This is a genomic window from Pseudomonas vranovensis, assembly GCF_040438935.1.
Classification (GTDB): domain Bacteria; phylum Pseudomonadota; class Gammaproteobacteria; order Pseudomonadales; family Pseudomonadaceae; genus Aquipseudomonas; species Aquipseudomonas vranovensis.
Genome location: NZ_CP159259.1, coordinates 1,431,147 through 1,445,931 on the forward strand (window position 1 = coordinate 1,431,147; position 14,785 = coordinate 1,445,931).

The window sequence follows — 14,785 nt, forward strand, 5'->3', positions numbered from 1 at the left end:
TCGTACGCAAAGCCCTTGTTAAGGACGTTTATGATCAAGAAATGCTTGTTCCCGGCAGCCGGTTACGGCACCCGCTTCCTGCCTGCTACCAAAGCCATGCCCAAGGAAATGCTGCCGGTGGTGAACAAGCCACTGATCCAGTACGGCGTTGAAGAAGCGCTGGAAGCTGGATTGAACGAGATTTCCATCGTTACCGGTCGCGGCAAGCGTGCCCTGGAAGACCACTTCGACATCAGCTACGAGCTGGAAAACCAGATCAAGGGCACCGACAAGGAGAAGTACCTGGTCGGTATTCGCCGTCTACTCGACGAGTGCTCGTTCTCCTACACCCGTCAGACCGAAATGAAAGGCCTGGGCCACGCCATCCTCACTGGCCGCCCGCTGATCGGCGACGAGCCGTTCGCGGTCGTGCTGGCTGACGACCTGTGCGTCAACCTCGAAGGTGACGGTGTGCTGCAACAGATGGTCAAGCTGTACAACCAGTTCCGCTGCTCGATCGTTGCCATCCAGGAAGTCGACCCGCAGGAAACCAACAAGTACGGCGTGATCTCCGGCGAGATGATCCGTGACGACATCTATCGTGTGAACAGCATGGTCGAGAAGCCGGCACCTGAAGACGCCCCGTCGAACCTGGCCATTATCGGCCGCTACATCCTGACCCCGGATATCTTCAAGCTGATCGAAGAAACCGAGCCAGGCAAAGGCGGCGAGATCCAGATCACCGATGCCCTGATGAAACAGGCACAGAACGGTTGCGTGATTGCCTACAAGTTCAAAGGCAAGCGTTTTGACTGCGGTGGCGCTGAAGGCTACATCGAGGCGACCAACTTCTGCTTCGAAAACTTCTACAAGACCGGCAAAGCCTACTGATATTTCGGTGTTGTATGAAAAAGCCACCTTCGGGTGGCTTTTTTGTTTGCGGCCCCTGACAGGGGGTATGCTGTCGGCCTGGCAAGGAGACTGAAATGGCCCATGATTTTGATCTGTTCGTAATTGGCGCCGGTTCCGGCGGTGTGCGCGCGGCGCGTTTTGCTGCCGGATTCGGTGCGAAAGTGGCGGTGGCCGAAAGCCGCTACCTGGGTGGTACTTGCGTCAACGTTGGCTGCGTGCCGAAAAAACTGCTGGTGTATGGCGCCCACTTTTCCGATGACTTCGAGCAGGCGGCAGGCTTTGGCTGGACGCTGGAAGATGCCCAGTTCGACTGGGGTCAACTGATCGCCAACAAGAATCGCGAGATCGAGCGGCTCAACGGCATCTACCGCAACTTGCTGGTCAACAGCGGGGTGACCCTGCTCGAAGGACACGCCAGGCTCACCGGCGCCCACGAAGTGGAAGTCGATGGCCAGCGCTACAGCGCCAAGAACATCCTCATCGCCACCGGCGGCTGGCCGCAGATCCCCGACATCCCGGGCAAGGACCTGGCGATCAGCTCCAACGAGGCGTTCTACCTCAAGGAACTGCCCAAGCGCGTGCTGGTCGTGGGCGGCGGCTACATTGCTGTCGAGTTCGCCGGTATCTTCCAGGGGCTCGGCGCCAAGACTTCGCTGCTGTACCGCGGCGACCTGTTCCTGCGCGGCTTCGACGGCGGGGTGCGTACCCACCTCAAGGAAGAGCTGGAAAAGCGCGGCATGGACCTGCAGTTCAACAGCGACATCCAGCGTATCGACCGCCAGGACGACGGCAGCCTCAAGGCCACCCTCAAGGACGGACGCGAGCTGGTAGCCGACTGCGTGTTCTACGCCACGGGCCGTCGGCCGATGCTCGACAACCTGGGCCTGGAAAACACTGGGGTCGAGCTGGACCCGCGTGGCTTCATCCGCGTCGATGACCTTTATCAGACCACCGAACCCTCGATCCTGGCCATTGGCGATGTGATTGGCCGCGTGCAACTGACCCCGGTCGCCCTGGCCGAAGGCATGGCCGTTGCTCGGCGCCTGTTCAAGCCTGAGCAGTACCGCCCGGTGGACTACCAGAACATTCCGACGGCGGTGTTCAGCCAGCCGCCAATTGGCACCGTGGGCCTGACCGAAGAGCAGGCGCTGGAGCAGGGGCACCAGGTGCAGGTCTTCGAGAGCCGCTTCCGGCCAATGAAGTTGACCCTGACCCAGGTGCAGGAAAAGACCTTGATGAAGCTGGTGGTCGATGCCGAAACCGACCGCGTGCTGGGTTGCCACATGGTCGGCCCGGATGCGGGCGAGATCATCCAGGGCCTGGGCATTGCGCTCAAGGCCGGTGCCACCAAGCAGCAGTTCGATGAGACCATCGGGGTACACCCTACGGCGGCGGAGGAGTTCGTTACGCTGCGTACGCCTGCTCGTTGAGGGTAGAGCTATTGCGGGGCAAGCCCGCTCCTAGAACGTAGGAGCGGGCTTGCCCCGCGATGCTTCCATCCATTCCCTTCTATTAATACTCTCCCGTTATAGCCAAAACCAATCAGCAGCATCAGCTTTGCCAATGAGCATTGAGCCGGTGTATTAGCTACGATTCTCCCATCAGATTTTTCAACCCCCTGAAGGAGAGTCACTCATGCCTATCATCAACAGCCAGGTAAAACCGTTCAAAGCCACTGCTTACCACCAGGGCAAGTTCGTCGAAGTGTCTGAAGCCAACCTCAAGGGCAAATGGTCCGTGGTGTTCTTCTACCCAGCCGACTTCACTTTCGTCTGCCCGACCGAGCTGGGCGACCTGGCCGACAACTACGCCGAGTTCAAAGACCTGGGCGTTGAAATCTACGGCGTGTCCACCGACACCCACTTCACCCACAAAGCCTGGCACGACACTTCGGACACCATCGGCAAGATCCAGTACCCGCTGATCGGTGACCCGACCCACGTCATCTCGCGCAACTTCGACGTGCTGATCGAAGAAGCCGGTATCGCTGACCGTGGCACTTTCGTGATCAACCCGGAAGGCCAGATCAAGATCGTCGAACTGAACGACGGTGGTGTCGGCCGTGACGCCAGCGAGCTGCTGCGCAAGATCAAGGCTGCCCAGTACGTTGCTGCCCACCCAGGCGAAGTCTGCCCGGCCAAGTGGAAAGAAGGCGAAGCCACTCTGGCGCCATCGCTGGACCTGGTCGGCAAGATCTAAGACCGTGAGCCAGCCGAGGGCGGTGGTCTGCCGCACCTGACGTTGTCACCGCCCCGCAAAAACGCCCGGGCGCTTTCGCCCGGGCGTTTTACTTTCTACCGTTTGAAAAAGGAATCGCCCGTATGTTGGACGCCACGCTTAAAACTCAGTTGAAAGCCTACCTGGAGCGGGTCACTCAGCCGATCGAGATCGTTGCTTCCCTCGATGACGGCGCGAAATCCCGCGAATTGCGCGACTTGCTGGTAGAAATCGCCGGCCTGTCGAACCTGATTACCCTGCGCGAAGACGGCAGCGACGCCCGTCGTCCTTCGTTTTCGCTCAATCGGCCCGGGGCAGACATCAGCCTGCGCTTTGCCGGCATCCCCATGGGCCACGAATTCACCTCGCTGGTGCTCGCCCTGCTGCAAGTCGGCGGTCATCCGTCCAAGGCCGGCGCGGAAGTCATCGAGCAGATCAGCGCCCTCAAGGGTAAATTCAACTTTGAAACCTACTTCTCGCTGTCGTGCCAGAACTGCCCGGACGTGGTCCAGGCGCTGAACCTGATGGCAGTGCTCAACCCCAACGTGCGTCACGTTGCCATCGACGGTGCGTTGTTCCAGGCCGAAGTCGACTCGCGCAAGGTCATGGCCGTGCCGAGTGTCTACCTCAACGGTGAAGTTTTCGGCCAGGGCCGCATGGGCCTGGAAGAGATACTCGCCAAGCTGGACACCAGCGCAGGTGAACGCCAGGCCGAGAAGATCAACGCCAAGGACGCCTTTGACGTGCTGGTGGTCGGCGGTGGCCCGGCCGGCGCCGCAGCGGCCATTTATGCCGCGCGCAAAGGCATTCGCACCGGTGTTGCCGCGGAGCGCTTCGGCGGCCAGGTGCTCGACACCATGGCCATCGAGAACTTCATCTCGGTGCAGGAAACCGAAGGCCCGAAACTGGCCATGGCGCTGGAAGAGCACGTCAAGCAGTACGACGTCGACATCATGAACCTGCAGCGCGGTGAAGCGCTGATCCCGGCCACGGACGGCGGCCTGCATGAAGTACGCCTGGCCAGTGGCGCCTCGCTCAAGGCCAAGGCCGTCATCCTGGCCACTGGTGCCCGCTGGCGCGAAATGAACGTGCCGGGTGAAAAAGAGTACCGCAGCCGTGGCGTTGCCTACTGCCCGCACTGCGACGGCCCCCTGTTCAAAGGCAAGCGCGTGGCGGTGATCGGTGGCGGAAACTCCGGTGTGGAAGCGGCCATCGACCTGGCCGGTATCGTCGCCCACGTGACCCTGATCGAGTTCGACAGCCAGTTGCGCGCCGACGCCGTGTTGCAACGCAAGCTGCACAGCCTGCCGAACGTCAAGGTCATTACCAGCGCCTTGACCACCGAAGTGCTGGGCGACGGCGAGAAGGTCAACGGCCTGCGCTACAAAGACCGCAATAGCGATGAGCTGCATGACATCGCGCTGGAAGGCATCTTTGTACAGATCGGCTTGCTGCCCAACACTGACTGGCTCAAGGGCACGCTGGAGCTGTCTCCGCGTGGCGAGATCATTGTTGATGCCCGTGGCCAGACCAACCTGCCGGGTGTGTTTGCCGCAGGTGATGTGACCACGGTGCCGTACAAGCAGATCGTGATTGCCGTGGGTGAGGGCGCCAAGGCTTCGCTGGCCGCCTTTGATCACTTGATCCGGACGTCGGCTCCGGCTTGAGGATCCAGAACGCGGGGCAAGTCGAGACGTCGCAGCGCCGCTCCTTCGGGGGCGTGTTTGCCCCGCGGTGCTTTTGCCTGGCGATACTCCCCAGGTGTCACCCCATAGGCCTGCTTGAACTGCCGGTTGAGGTGGCTCTGGTCCGAAAACCCTAACGCAAACGCCACATTGAAGGGCAGGCAATCGTTCTTCAACAGTTCTCGCGCACGGCTCAAGCGACGTTGCTTGAGCCAGGCATGCGGCGGCAAGCCGGTGGCCTGGCGAAACACCCGGGCAAAATGAAACGGCGACAGGCTGACTGCTTCGGCCAGTTCCTGCAGCGAAGGCGGGTAGGCCAGGCGGCTGTCCATCAACTCTTTGGCCCGGGCCACGGCGCACGGCTCATTGCCCGGTGTTCGCGGGCTGACCACGTGGGCGTGACGCTGCAGCAGCAACAACACCGCCTCGCGCCAGGCGGTTTGTTGTTCGAGGGCGCTGGCGCCATGCTCGGCAGAGCTGTGCAGCCAACTGAATGCCTTGGCCAGTTGCGGGTCGTGCAGCACGCTGGCCTGGAAGCCGGGCAGGCCGTCGCGCTTGATTTCCAATTCGTCGAGCACGCCGGTAATGCGCTCGCTGTCGGGATAAAAGCCGCGATAGCGCCAGCCTTGTTCATGGGCCTTGGCCCCGGTGTGCAACTCGTCCGGGTTGATCAGCACCATGCTGCCCACGGGGGCCAGGTGCTCGCTGCCACGGTGCCAGAAGCGCTGGGCACCGGACTCGATAATGGTAATTACATACCCTTCATGCACATGGGGCGCAAAGCGCTGCTGGATGTACCGGGCGTGCAACAGCTCGATATCACCCAGCGCCGGGGCTTGCCAGAAGCGGGTCTGCTCTTGTGCTGCTGCGTTCATGGAGTGCCGTTCAACCACCAGCGAATGACAAAGAAGAAAGCCATGCTCACCAGCATGCTGATCAAGGTGCTGCGGGTCAACAGTACCAGCACTACAGCCACCCCCGAACCGAGCAGGTAGGGGTTGGCCAGGCTCAGGTCGAGCTGATGGCCGGGCAGGAAAATGATCGGTCCGCAAATCGCCGTGAGCATGCCCGGTACGGCAAAGCCCAGAAACTGCCGCGCGTTGGAACTCAGGCGCAAAGGCAGGCGTGGTTCGAGAAAGGCATAGCGGTTGAGAAACACCAACAGGCCCATGCCGATAATCAAGGCAAAAATCATGCGCGCACTCCACTGAATTTCTGGCAGATGAAGCCGGCGCTCATGCCCAGCAGGCCTGCGGCCACCAGGCCGGTTTCCCAGTGCCAGAAGCTGAACAGCACCGAGCTGAACAACGACACCGCGACACACACTACAGTGGGCAGGTTGCGCACCAGGGGCGCAATCAGGGCAACGAAGGTGGCGACGATGGAGAAGTCCAGGCCCAACTGGTCCAGGTGCGGAATATTCTGCCCCAGGATGATCCCGACCAGGGTGAACAGGTTCCAGGCAATGTAGAACGTCAGGCCCACCCCCAGGGCATACCAGCGGTTGAACTGCTTCTGGTCGTACTGACTGGTGAGGGCGAAGAACTCATCGGTGAGCAAAAAACCCAGGCCCAGGCGCCAGCGCGTGGGCAGCCCCGACAACACTGGACGCATCGACAGCCCGTAGAGCAGGTGCTGGGACGTCAGCAGCAGGGTGGTCAAGAGGATCGAGAACAGGTTGGCCCCGCCCTTGATCATGCCGATGGCCACCAGCTGGGCCGCGCCGGCAAAGACAATGGCCGACAGCCCCTGGCCTTCCCACGGGGTCAGGTTGGCTTCGATGGCCATCGAGCCGGCCAACAAGCCCCAGGGAGCAACGGCGAGGGATAACGGCAGGATGGCAATGGCGCCCTGGATAAACGCTTGGCGGGCGAAGGGAGGATTGGACATGGAAATCTGCGGCAGCTGAACAAGGATGTACAGCATGCCAGAGCGGCAGGCGGGTGACTTGAACGATCTTGCTGTGCGCGGTCACCCGCGCATGCGGCGGGGTGTCAGTGGTGGCGGCTGAGCAACTGCTGTTGGGCGGCAAAGCAACCGTTGAGGTCCACCGCCTTCTGCCAGTAGACCTGGCGTTGCCCCGGGTAGAGGTTGCCCTGCAAGCGATAGATTTCAGCCTGATAGTCACGCTGGCGCCCCCACTGCATGGCCAGCCCCTGAGGCTGCTGGCGGTTGCACTGCAGGCGTTCGGCCGGCTGCGGGTAGTAGGAAGCGTAGCGGGGGGCCAGGGCGGGGATTTTTTCAAGGTCCCTGGCAAAGGCGCTGCTCTGGCTGTAGTCGGTACACCAGGTCTCGATCCCCAGTGCGGCTGGCGCAAAGCCCTGGGCAAGGCTGTCTTGCAGCAGCGGACAGGCCGCCTCGGGAATCTGGCTGGCGGGGAGGTAGGTCATGTAGTAGAGCGCCAACCGGTAGCGGGCCACGGGATGGTCGCGCTCGACAGCTTTTTTCAGCAGGCTCACCGCCGGCGCAAGGGTGCGCCCCAGCGCCTGGCCTTGCTGGGCCAGGTCCTGGTCGGTGGTGCTGGCCTTGAGACTGAAGCCGCTGCTCTGGGCTTCAGCCTGCTCCAGAAAGGTCAGGGCCTGGCGGTACAAGAGGTCGGCATGCGGGTCGATGGGCGAATCGTCAGCCAGGGCGCAGGCAGGAGCCATCACCAGGATCAGGCCGCGCAGAACCTGCGCGCGTATCACGGTGAGGCCTTTTTGAAGCAGGTGCTGGCGGCTGTGCATGAATAATTGGGTACGGCTGTGAAGTTCAGGGTTCAATCCGACTGTCCATAGTGTGGTTCGAAGGGGCCTGGGTGTTCGGTGTTCATTCTAACCGTACCAGGACCGCAGTCCAAACCCGCACCGGATCAGGAGCGGAGCGCATCAAGATTGTAGAACAGCCCCGCCACGGCGATCACCAGCAGCAACCCACCGCTGGTCAGGCGGATCAGGTGGTGATGGCGGGAGGCAATCAGTCGCTGTGTCATGAAAATATAAAGGCCCAGTATCGCCACATCGATCACCACCCACACAAGGGAAAGTAGTAACAGGCTGTGACCTGCATGGGTACTCACCTGAATGAACTGTGGGAAAAAGGCCACAAAGAACAGGATGTCCTTGGGGTTTGACAGGCCGACGGCAAACCCTTGCCACCAGCCACCCCGGGCACCACGAGTAGCGGGTCGGGCAGCGTCGTCCTGGCGACCCTGGCGCAGGCTGCCCATCGCCAGGTAGGCGATGAACAGGCAGCCCACCAGGCTCAAGGCCGCAAGCCACCGCGGGTCGACTACCACGCTGGTGAGTATTACCGCGGCCGCCACGGCGATCAGCACCAGGGATGCACCGTTGGTGCCCAGCGCCGTGGCCACGGCCTGGCGCCGACCGGCGCGGGCGGCTGTGTCGACAACCAGCGCCACCACCGGGCCGGGGGTGGCAATCAACAGCAGGACGGTCAGGGCATAGGACAGCAGCAAAGTGATGTTCATCGGCAGGCTCGGGCGGTAAAGGGTTGGCGGTATTTTCGGCAGCACCCTGACCCTTGTAAAACGCCTGTTACTATGGCTTTCTATTAGTTTTACTCATGCTTGAATTCGACCATGTCTGAACGCATCCCCGCCCTCCAGGCATTGCGGGCCTTCGAGGTGGCTGCCCGCTATGGCTCCTTCACCCGCGCCGCCCAGGAACTGGCACTGACCCAAGGTGCTGTCAGCCACCACATCAAGACCCTCGAAAGTCTGTACGACTGCGCTCTCTTCCAGCGGCGCGGGCCCCGGCTGACGCTGACCGAGCCCGGGCGGCTGCTCGCCCAGGAGCTCAAGGTCGGGTTCAAGATCATTGAAAACGCTTGCGGGCTGTTGAGGAAAGACCGCAGCGGTATTCGTCTGAAGGCACCCTCGACCCTCACGGTGCGTTGGCTGCTCAAGGCCCTCGACCAGTATCGCGAGCAGGCGCCGCACAGTCGGGTGCAGTTATCGAGCGTCTGGATGGATATCGACCGTGTCGACTTCTACAGCGAACCCTTTGAGGCCGCGATCCTGCTGGCCGATGGGCGTTTTGCCGCCGAGGTCGACAGCCTCAGACTGTTCGATGAGTGGCTGGTACCGGTGTGCAGCCCGGATCACTGCGCCGCCAGTGCCCGCGCGCTGTCTGAACTGGACCCCAGCCAATTGCTTCATCCCTCGCCAGACCGCCGCGACTGGCGGCGCTGGCTCACCCGCTTGGGGGCGCTGCAGCTGGCGATCGACCGTGGGCAAGTGTTCGACACCCTTGATCAGGGCATGTCCGCTGCCCAGCAAGGCGCAGGTGTTGCCGTCGCCGACCTGCTACTGGCCCAGGTCGAGCTCGAGGGCGGTCGGCTGGTGACGCCGTTCCCACAGGCTGTGGCGACCGGCGAGGGTTATTACCTGACATGGCTCAGGTCCAGTCCCCAGGCCCGGCAGGTGCGGGCGCTGGGTGAGTTCCTGCTGAAAAGCGCACCGCAGCTGCCGCAGCAGGGCATTGATTATTTATATGACTAATAGTCGGGCCCGCTCCCACAGGCCGGTTCGGTAAATAGCCGCTCACTCATGAAGTCGATGAACACTCGCAAGCGCGACGGCATCTGCCGCCCCGACGGCCACAGCAAGTAGAAACTGCCGCGCCGCTCCATGAAGTCGTCCAGCACCGTAGTCAGTTCTCCCTTGGCCAGTTGCTGGCGTACGGTGAAATCCGGCAGGCAGGTGATGCCGCGATCACGCATGGCAAAGCACACGCGCGTCTCGACATGGTTGCAGACCATCGACACCGGAATTTCGTACTCGCGTCCCGGCTGCTCGCTGCGCAGTGGCCAGCGCTCAAGCTTGCCGCTGCTGGGGAAGCGGTAATGCAGGCAGGTGTGACCGGCCAGATCGTCAGGGTGACGCGGCATGCCGCAGCGTTGGAAGTAGCCAGGGGAGCCCACCAGCAAGTGGTGGAAGTGGCCGAGGAATTTCGCGTTCAGGCGTGAGTCCGACGGCGTACCGCCGCGCATTACCACATCGAACCCTTCACCGATGATGTCGACCATGCGGTCGCTGAAATCGAGGTCCAATTCGACCTGCGGGTACAGCGCCATGAACTCGCTCAAGGCCGGCATTACCAGCGCAGTGACCTGGGGCAGGCTGACGCGCAGGCGCCCGCGCGGGGTTTCCGTCGATTGCGACAGTTCAAGTTCGGTGGCCTCGATCTCGGCCAGGATGCGCCGGCTGCGCTCCAGAAACACCGTGCCTTCGGCGGTGAGGGTGATGCTGCGGGTGCTGCGGTGAAACAGCCGCACACCCAGGCGGGCTTCCAGGCGCGCGACTCGCTTGCCAATGGCCGAGGCACTGACACCAAGCGATTGCGCCGCAGCGACAAAACTGCGGGTTTCGGCTACCCGTACGAACACCACGAAACCGTTGAGACTGTCCACGGGCAACTCCTATTGCGGACATCAGTGTCCTGGATGTACGGAATAGTACCCGTCTTTTTCCGTAGTGGCCGCAGCCAGTAAGGTTCGCCTGTCTTTCAAACAGGAGTTCCACCATGACTCAGATGAGTTGCAGCGCTGCTGCCCAGACCACCCCCGAGGAGGCCAGCGAACAGCCTTTTCCGCTCAGCGGTTTGCTGGCGCTGGCAATGACCGGCTTCATTGCCATTCTCAGCGAGACCCTGCCCGCCGGGTTGCTCGGGCAGATTTCGGCGGGCATGCACATCAGCGAAGCCATGAGCGGGCAATTGGTCACGGTGTACGCGCTGGGCTCCTTGCTCACGGCCATTCCACTGGTGACCCTGACCCAGGGCTGGCGCCGGCGCCCGGTGTTGCTACTGGCGATTGTCGGTTTCCTGCTGTTCAACACCCTGACCGCCGTGTCGCAGTCTTACCTGCTGACCCTGTTCGCACGCTTCATGACCGGGGTCGCGGCAGGCCTTGCCTGGGGCGTGATTGCAGGGCATGCACGGCGCATGGTCAGCCCGGTCCTGCAAGGCAGGGCCATGGCCGTGGCGATGATCGGGGCACCGGTGGCGTTGTCGCTGGGCGTGCCGGTCGGTACCTGGCTGGGCGAGTGGGTGGGTTGGCGGGCGACCTTTGCCTGGGTCTCGCTGTCGAGCGTGTTGCTGATCGTCTGGGTGCTGTACAAGGTGCCGGACTTCGACGGGCACGCGCCGGGCCAGCGCCCGGGAATCGCCCAGGTGCTGCGCACGCCGGGGGTGGTGGCCGTGCTGTTGGTAATCCTCACCTGGGTGCTGGCCCACAACGTGCTGTACACCTACATCGTGCCGTTTCTGGCGGCGGCGAACATGGCCGCCAGCACCGGGCTGGTGTTGTTGACGTTCGGTATCGCCGCCCTGGCCGGCATTGCCCTCGTAGGCGCCTGGATCGACCGGCACTTGCGCACCATGGTCGTGCTCAGCCTCGCAGGCTTTGGTGCCGTGGCGCTGGTGCTTGGCTTTGCCGGCCAGTCGCCGACGCTGGTGTTTTTCAGCGTGGCGGTTTGGGGCCTGACCTACGGCGGTGCGCCGACTCTCTTGCAGACGGCCAGCGCCGACGCCGCCGGGGAGGGCGCTGATGTGGCGCAGTCGATGATTGTCACCGTGTGGAACCTGGCCATAGCCGCCGGCGGCTTGCTGGGTGGTGTACTGCTGACCCAGTGGGGCGTCGGCAGTTTCGCCTGGGTGTTGCTCGCCTTGATTGGCGCTGCGTTGCTGATTGCCGGGCAATCCCGTCGCCATGGCTTTACACCGGGCGCCCGGGTGGCGGGCTAGGGTAGAATCACTCCCTATCCAGCGGTATTGAGGTTGCAGCGGTGGAGTTACAGCAGGGCTTTGTCCTGACCCGGCATTGGCGCGATACCCCGGCAGGTACCTGCGTGGAGTTCTGGCTGGCCACCGATCAGGGCCCTCGGCGTGTGCGCTTGTCGGTGCAGACGTCGGTGGCGTTTGTTCCTGCAGCACATGAGGCGCAAGCACAGGCCGTGCTGCGCGGTGAGCGCGATGTGAGCCTGCGCCCGCTTGGCCTTCGCGACTTTGAACAGCGCCCGGTGCTGGGCCTCTACTGCCGCCAGCACCGTCAGTTGATCCAGCTGGAAAAGCGCCTGCGCGCCGCTGGAGTGCAGGTCTACGAAGCCGATATCCGTCCGCCGGAGCGCTACCTGATGGAGCGCTTTATCACCGCGCCGGTCAACTTCAGCGGCACGCCAGATGAGCACGGCGTGCTGCACGATGCCCAGCTCAAGCCCGCCCCCGACTACCGCCCGACACTGAAACTGGTGTCCCTGGACATCGAAACCACCGAACGCGGCGAACTCTATTCCATTGCCCTCGAAGGCTGCGGCCAGCGCCAGGTGTACATGCTCGGGCCTGCCAATGGCGACGCCCGGGGCATCGATTTCGACCTGGAGTATTGCGACAGCCGCGGCCAATTGCTTGAGCGTCTGAACCACTGGCTGGCCGTACACGACCCGGATGCGATCATCGGTTGGAACCTGGTGCAGTTCGACCTGCGCGTGCTGCACGCTCACGCCCAGCAGTTGCAGGTGCCGCTGCGCCTGGGACGCGAGGGCGAGGTGATGGAGTGGCGCGAGCATGGCAGCCGTACGCACTTTTTTGCCGGTGCCTCGGGACGCCTGATCATCGACGGCATCGAGGCGCTGCGCTCGGCGACCTGGAGCTTTCCCTCGTTCAGCCTGGAGAACGTTGCCCAGACTCTGCTCGGCGAAGGCAAGGCCATCGATACCCCGTACCAGCGCATGGATGAGATCAACCGCATGTTTGCCGAGGACAAGCCGGCCCTGGCCCGCTACAACCTCAAGGACTGTGAGCTGGTTACACGCATTTTTGCCAAGACCGAACTGCTGACCTTTTTGCTGGAGCGTGCCACGGTCACCGGGCTACCGGCTGATCGCAGTGGTGGTTCGGTGGCTGCGTTCTGCCATTTGTATATCCCCCTGATGCACCGCCAGGGTTTTGTTGCACCCAACCAGGGCGAGCGACCGGACGAAGCCAGCCCCGGTGGCTTTGTCATGGATTCGCGGCCGGGCTTGTACGAGTCGGTGCTGGTGCTCGACTACAAGAGCCTGTACCCGTCCATCATCCGCACCTTCCTGATCGACCCGCTGGGGTTGGTCGAAGGCTTGCGTGCGCCGGATGACGAAAGCTCGGTGCCGGGGTTTCGCGGCGCACGCTTCTCGCGTACCCAGCATTGCCTGCCTGCGATTGTCGAGCGCGTATGGCAGGGGCGCGAAACGGCCAAGCGCGACCACAACGCGCCGTTGTCCCAGGCCTTGAAGATCATCATGAATGCGTTTTATGGCGTACTGGGCTCCAGTGGCTGCCGCTTTTTCGACCCGCGCCTGGCCTCGTCGATCACTATGCGTGGCCACGAAATCATGCGCCGCACCCGCGAGTTGATCGAAGCTCAGGGTTATACCGTGATCTATGGCGACACCGACTCCACCTTCGTCTGGCTCAAGCGTGCCCATGACGAGGCCGATGCCGATGTCATCGGCCGGCGCCTGGTACAGCAGGTCAACCAGTGGTGGCGTGAACACCTGCGTGGTACCTACGGCCTGGACAGCGCCCTGGAGTTGCAATACGAGACCCACTACAAGCGCTTCCTGATGCCGACCATCCGCGGTGCCGAGGAGGGCAGCAAGAAGCGCTATGCCGGGCTGGTGCAGCGCAGTGATGGGCATGAAGAAATGATCTACAAGGGCCTGGAAAGCGTGCGTACCGACTGGTCGCCGCTGGCCCGGCAGTTCCAGCAGGAACTGTACGAACGGATATTCCGCCGCCAGCCCTACCAGGCGTACGTGCGCGAATACGTGCGCAAGACCCTGGCCGGTGAGCACGATGAGCTGCTGATCTACCGCAAGCGCTTGCGCAGACCCCTGGCTGATTACCAGCGCAATGTACCGCCCCATGTGCGGGCGGCGCGAATGGCTGATGACTACAACCAGCGCCAGGGGCGCCCGCGCCAGTACCAGAATGGTGGGTGGATCAGCTATGTGATTACCGTGGCCGGGCCCGAGCCATTGGAGACCCGGCACGCGGCCATCGACTATGACCATTACCTGACCCGCCAACTGCAACCGGTGGCCGATGCCATCCTGCCGTTTGTGCAGGATGATTTTTCGGCCTTGATCGATCGGCAGATGGGTTTGTTCTAGCTTGCCTGTGGGAGCAACTGCCTTGAACCATGACCGCTGCGCGCTCGATCGCAGGCTATCGGCAGCGGCTACACCATCATGTGTAGCCGCTGCCGAGGCACGAGGCTGCGATCGACCGCAAAGCGGTCGTAATCCAGGCACCACCTGCCAGGCACGCTGCACTGGCCTCCTCGCTGGCAAGCCCGCTCCTACACGCCCCGGATCAACCCCAGGGCCAACATCAACCAGGCAGCCGCCGCCAGCGCGGTCACCGTGCGCACATGGTTCCAGCGGTTCCACCCCGGCACATAGCGCTGCCAGGCCGCAGCGGCCTCGGCACTGCCCGGATCAAGCTTGGCCAGGGCCTGGTTTTTCGGCACGTTGAACAGCATCGTCACCACGACATTGCCCGCCAGGTACAACGCGCTACCAATGGCCATGCACAGGCTGCCCGGCAGCGGCCAGCGCTGGTAGGCCCAGATCAACAACCCCACGCTGGTCAGCGCCGTGCCGAAGAACAAGGCCAGGAACAACCGGTTGAGCACCACTTGGTTGATCGACTGCATGGCCGTCACCGCACTTTGTTCGGGGATGCGCTCCAGGGCTTTCATCACGAAGTTGGAGAAGGCGAAGAACAGCCCGCCCATCAAGCCACAGCCCAGGGCGGTGGCAAGTATCAGCAGCAACAGCAGGATTTCGACAAGGCTCATGGTCCAGTCCTTCGGCAGCGGGGTGACAGGCATGGCTGACAGCTTCAGCTATCCTCAGATTCAGATGTCAGCCGTCTCTGGACGAGGCGAAGGTTCTACTTGGAAATCGGAAGTTACCTTTGGCCAGCCCACGGAATTCGTCCTGTAGTTTAGGC

At 62.5% G+C, this 14,785-nt stretch carries 14 protein-coding genes; 7 read left to right on the forward strand and 7 right to left on the reverse strand.

What is annotated here, in order from left to right:
* The first annotated feature begins 30 nt into the window (after positions 1–30).
* The 4 genes from galU to ahpF all read left to right on the forward strand — a co-directional run bounded on the left by galU (position 31) and on the right by ahpF (position 4,775).
* The gene (galU, locus tag ABVN19_RS06775; RefSeq protein ID WP_028941878.1) at positions 31–870 is read left to right on the forward strand and encodes a UTP--glucose-1-phosphate uridylyltransferase GalU; all 840 of its coding nucleotides are present in this window, start codon (positions 31–33) and stop codon (positions 868–870) included.
* A 95-nt stretch (positions 871–965) separates the two neighbouring features.
* Entirely contained in the window at positions 966–2,321 is a 1,356-nt protein-coding gene (gene gorA, locus ABVN19_RS06780; protein WP_028941879.1) for a glutathione-disulfide reductase, read from the forward strand.
* A 205-nt stretch (positions 2,322–2,526) separates the two neighbouring features.
* Positions 2,527–3,090, forward strand: a complete 564-nt coding sequence (gene ahpC, locus ABVN19_RS06785; protein ID WP_028941880.1) for an alkyl hydroperoxide reductase subunit C — start codon at positions 2,527–2,529, stop codon at positions 3,088–3,090.
* A gap of 122 nt (positions 3,091–3,212) precedes the next feature.
* Positions 3,213–4,775, forward strand: a complete 1,563-nt coding sequence (gene ahpF, locus ABVN19_RS06790; RefSeq protein ID WP_028941881.1) for an alkyl hydroperoxide reductase subunit F — start codon at positions 3,213–3,215, stop codon at positions 4,773–4,775.
* Here the strand turns inward: ahpF and ABVN19_RS06795 are convergent.
* The 5 genes from ABVN19_RS06795 to ABVN19_RS06815 all read right to left on the reverse strand — a co-directional run bounded on the left by ABVN19_RS06795 (position 4,745) and on the right by ABVN19_RS06815 (position 8,262).
* Positions 4,745–5,668 (reverse strand): AraC family transcriptional regulator, encoded by a 924-nt coding sequence (locus tag ABVN19_RS06795; RefSeq protein WP_245219019.1) that lies wholly within the window; start codon positions 5,666–5,668, stop codon positions 4,745–4,747. The two genes, ahpF and ABVN19_RS06795, sit on opposite strands and share 31 nt — an antisense overlap.
* Positions 5,665–5,988 carry an AzlD domain-containing protein gene (locus tag ABVN19_RS06800; protein ID WP_105642618.1) on the reverse strand — a complete coding sequence of 108 codons (324 nt, stop codon included), beginning with the start codon at positions 5,986–5,988 and terminating at the stop codon, positions 5,665–5,667. Before ABVN19_RS06800 ends, ABVN19_RS06795 begins: the two co-directional genes overlap by 4 nt.
* The gene (locus ABVN19_RS06805; protein WP_028941883.1) at positions 5,985–6,683 is read right to left on the reverse strand and encodes an AzlC family ABC transporter permease; all 699 of its coding nucleotides are present in this window, start codon (positions 6,681–6,683) and stop codon (positions 5,985–5,987) included. Before ABVN19_RS06805 ends, ABVN19_RS06800 begins: the two co-directional genes overlap by 4 nt.
* 104 nt (positions 6,684–6,787) lie before the next feature.
* Positions 6,788–7,441 carry a hypothetical protein gene (locus tag ABVN19_RS06810; protein ID WP_051270448.1) on the reverse strand — a complete coding sequence of 218 codons (654 nt, stop codon included), beginning with the start codon at positions 7,439–7,441 and terminating at the stop codon, positions 6,788–6,790.
* A gap of 203 nt (positions 7,442–7,644) precedes the next feature.
* The gene (locus ABVN19_RS06815) at positions 7,645–8,262 is read right to left on the reverse strand and encodes a LysE family translocator (RefSeq protein WP_028941885.1); all 618 of its coding nucleotides are present in this window, start codon (positions 8,260–8,262) and stop codon (positions 7,645–7,647) included.
* 111 nt (positions 8,263–8,373) lie between these two features.
* Here ABVN19_RS06815 and ABVN19_RS06820 point away from each other — a divergent pair, with 111 nt between their 5' ends.
* A complete protein-coding gene (locus ABVN19_RS06820; protein ID WP_028941886.1) occupies positions 8,374–9,294 on the forward strand; it encodes a LysR substrate-binding domain-containing protein in 921 nt (306 codons plus the stop codon).
* Here the strand turns inward: ABVN19_RS06820 and ABVN19_RS06825 are convergent.
* Positions 9,291–10,205 (reverse strand): LysR family transcriptional regulator, encoded by a 915-nt coding sequence (locus tag ABVN19_RS06825; RefSeq protein WP_028941887.1) that lies wholly within the window; start codon positions 10,203–10,205, stop codon positions 9,291–9,293. The two genes, ABVN19_RS06820 and ABVN19_RS06825, sit on opposite strands and share 4 nt — an antisense overlap.
* A 122-nt stretch (positions 10,206–10,327) precedes the next feature.
* On the opposite strand from ABVN19_RS06825, the gene ABVN19_RS06830 reads away from it, so the two are divergent.
* Together ABVN19_RS06830 and ABVN19_RS06835 are read left to right on the forward strand one after the other, a co-directional pair.
* Positions 10,328–11,539 (forward strand): MFS transporter, encoded by a 1,212-nt coding sequence (locus ABVN19_RS06830; protein WP_028941888.1) that lies wholly within the window; start codon positions 10,328–10,330, stop codon positions 11,537–11,539.
* A gap of 41 nt (positions 11,540–11,580) precedes the next feature.
* Positions 11,581–13,941, forward strand: a complete 2,361-nt coding sequence (locus ABVN19_RS06835; RefSeq protein ID WP_105642617.1) for a DNA polymerase II — start codon at positions 11,581–11,583, stop codon at positions 13,939–13,941.
* Positions 13,942–14,129: 188 nt separating this feature from the next.
* Here the strand turns inward: ABVN19_RS06835 and ABVN19_RS06840 are convergent, their stop codons facing one another.
* Positions 14,130–14,630: an anthrone oxygenase family protein gene (locus ABVN19_RS06840; protein WP_028941890.1), complete on the reverse strand. Its 501-nt coding sequence runs from the start codon at positions 14,628–14,630 to the stop codon at positions 14,130–14,132.
* Positions 14,631–14,785 lie beyond the last annotated feature (155 nt).

What these genes read in the sequence shown, in the direction of transcription:
- galU (WP_028941878.1), top strand. Translation starts at nt 31, where the DNA reads ATGATCAAGAAATGCTTGTTCCCGGCAGCCGGTTACGGCACCCGCTTC.
- gorA (WP_028941879.1), top strand. Translation starts at nt 966, where the DNA reads ATGGCCCATGATTTTGATCTGTTCGTAATTGGCGCCGGTTCCGGCGGT.
- ahpC (WP_028941880.1), top strand. Translation starts at nt 2,527, where the DNA reads ATGCCTATCATCAACAGCCAGGTAAAACCGTTCAAAGCCACTGCTTAC.
- ahpF (WP_028941881.1), top strand. Translation starts at nt 3,213, where the DNA reads ATGTTGGACGCCACGCTTAAAACTCAGTTGAAAGCCTACCTGGAGCGG.
- ABVN19_RS06795 (WP_245219019.1), bottom strand. Translation starts at nt 5,668, where the DNA reads ATGAACGCAGCAGCACAAGAGCAGACCCGCTTCTGGCAAGCCCCGGCG.
- ABVN19_RS06800 (WP_105642618.1), bottom strand. Translation starts at nt 5,988, where the DNA reads ATGATTTTTGCCTTGATTATCGGCATGGGCCTGTTGGTGTTTCTCAAC.
- ABVN19_RS06805 (WP_028941883.1), bottom strand. Translation starts at nt 6,683, where the DNA reads ATGTCCAATCCTCCCTTCGCCCGCCAAGCGTTTATCCAGGGCGCCATT.
- ABVN19_RS06810 (WP_051270448.1), bottom strand. Translation starts at nt 7,441, where the DNA reads ATGGCTCCTGCCTGCGCCCTGGCTGACGATTCGCCCATCGACCCGCAT.
- ABVN19_RS06815 (WP_028941885.1), bottom strand. Translation starts at nt 8,262, where the DNA reads ATGAACATCACTTTGCTGCTGTCCTATGCCCTGACCGTCCTGCTGTTG.
- ABVN19_RS06820 (WP_028941886.1), top strand. Translation starts at nt 8,374, where the DNA reads ATGTCTGAACGCATCCCCGCCCTCCAGGCATTGCGGGCCTTCGAGGTG.
- ABVN19_RS06830 (WP_028941888.1), top strand. Translation starts at nt 10,328, where the DNA reads ATGAGTTGCAGCGCTGCTGCCCAGACCACCCCCGAGGAGGCCAGCGAA.
- ABVN19_RS06840 (WP_028941890.1), bottom strand. Translation starts at nt 14,630, where the DNA reads ATGAGCCTTGTCGAAATCCTGCTGTTGCTGCTGATACTTGCCACCGCC.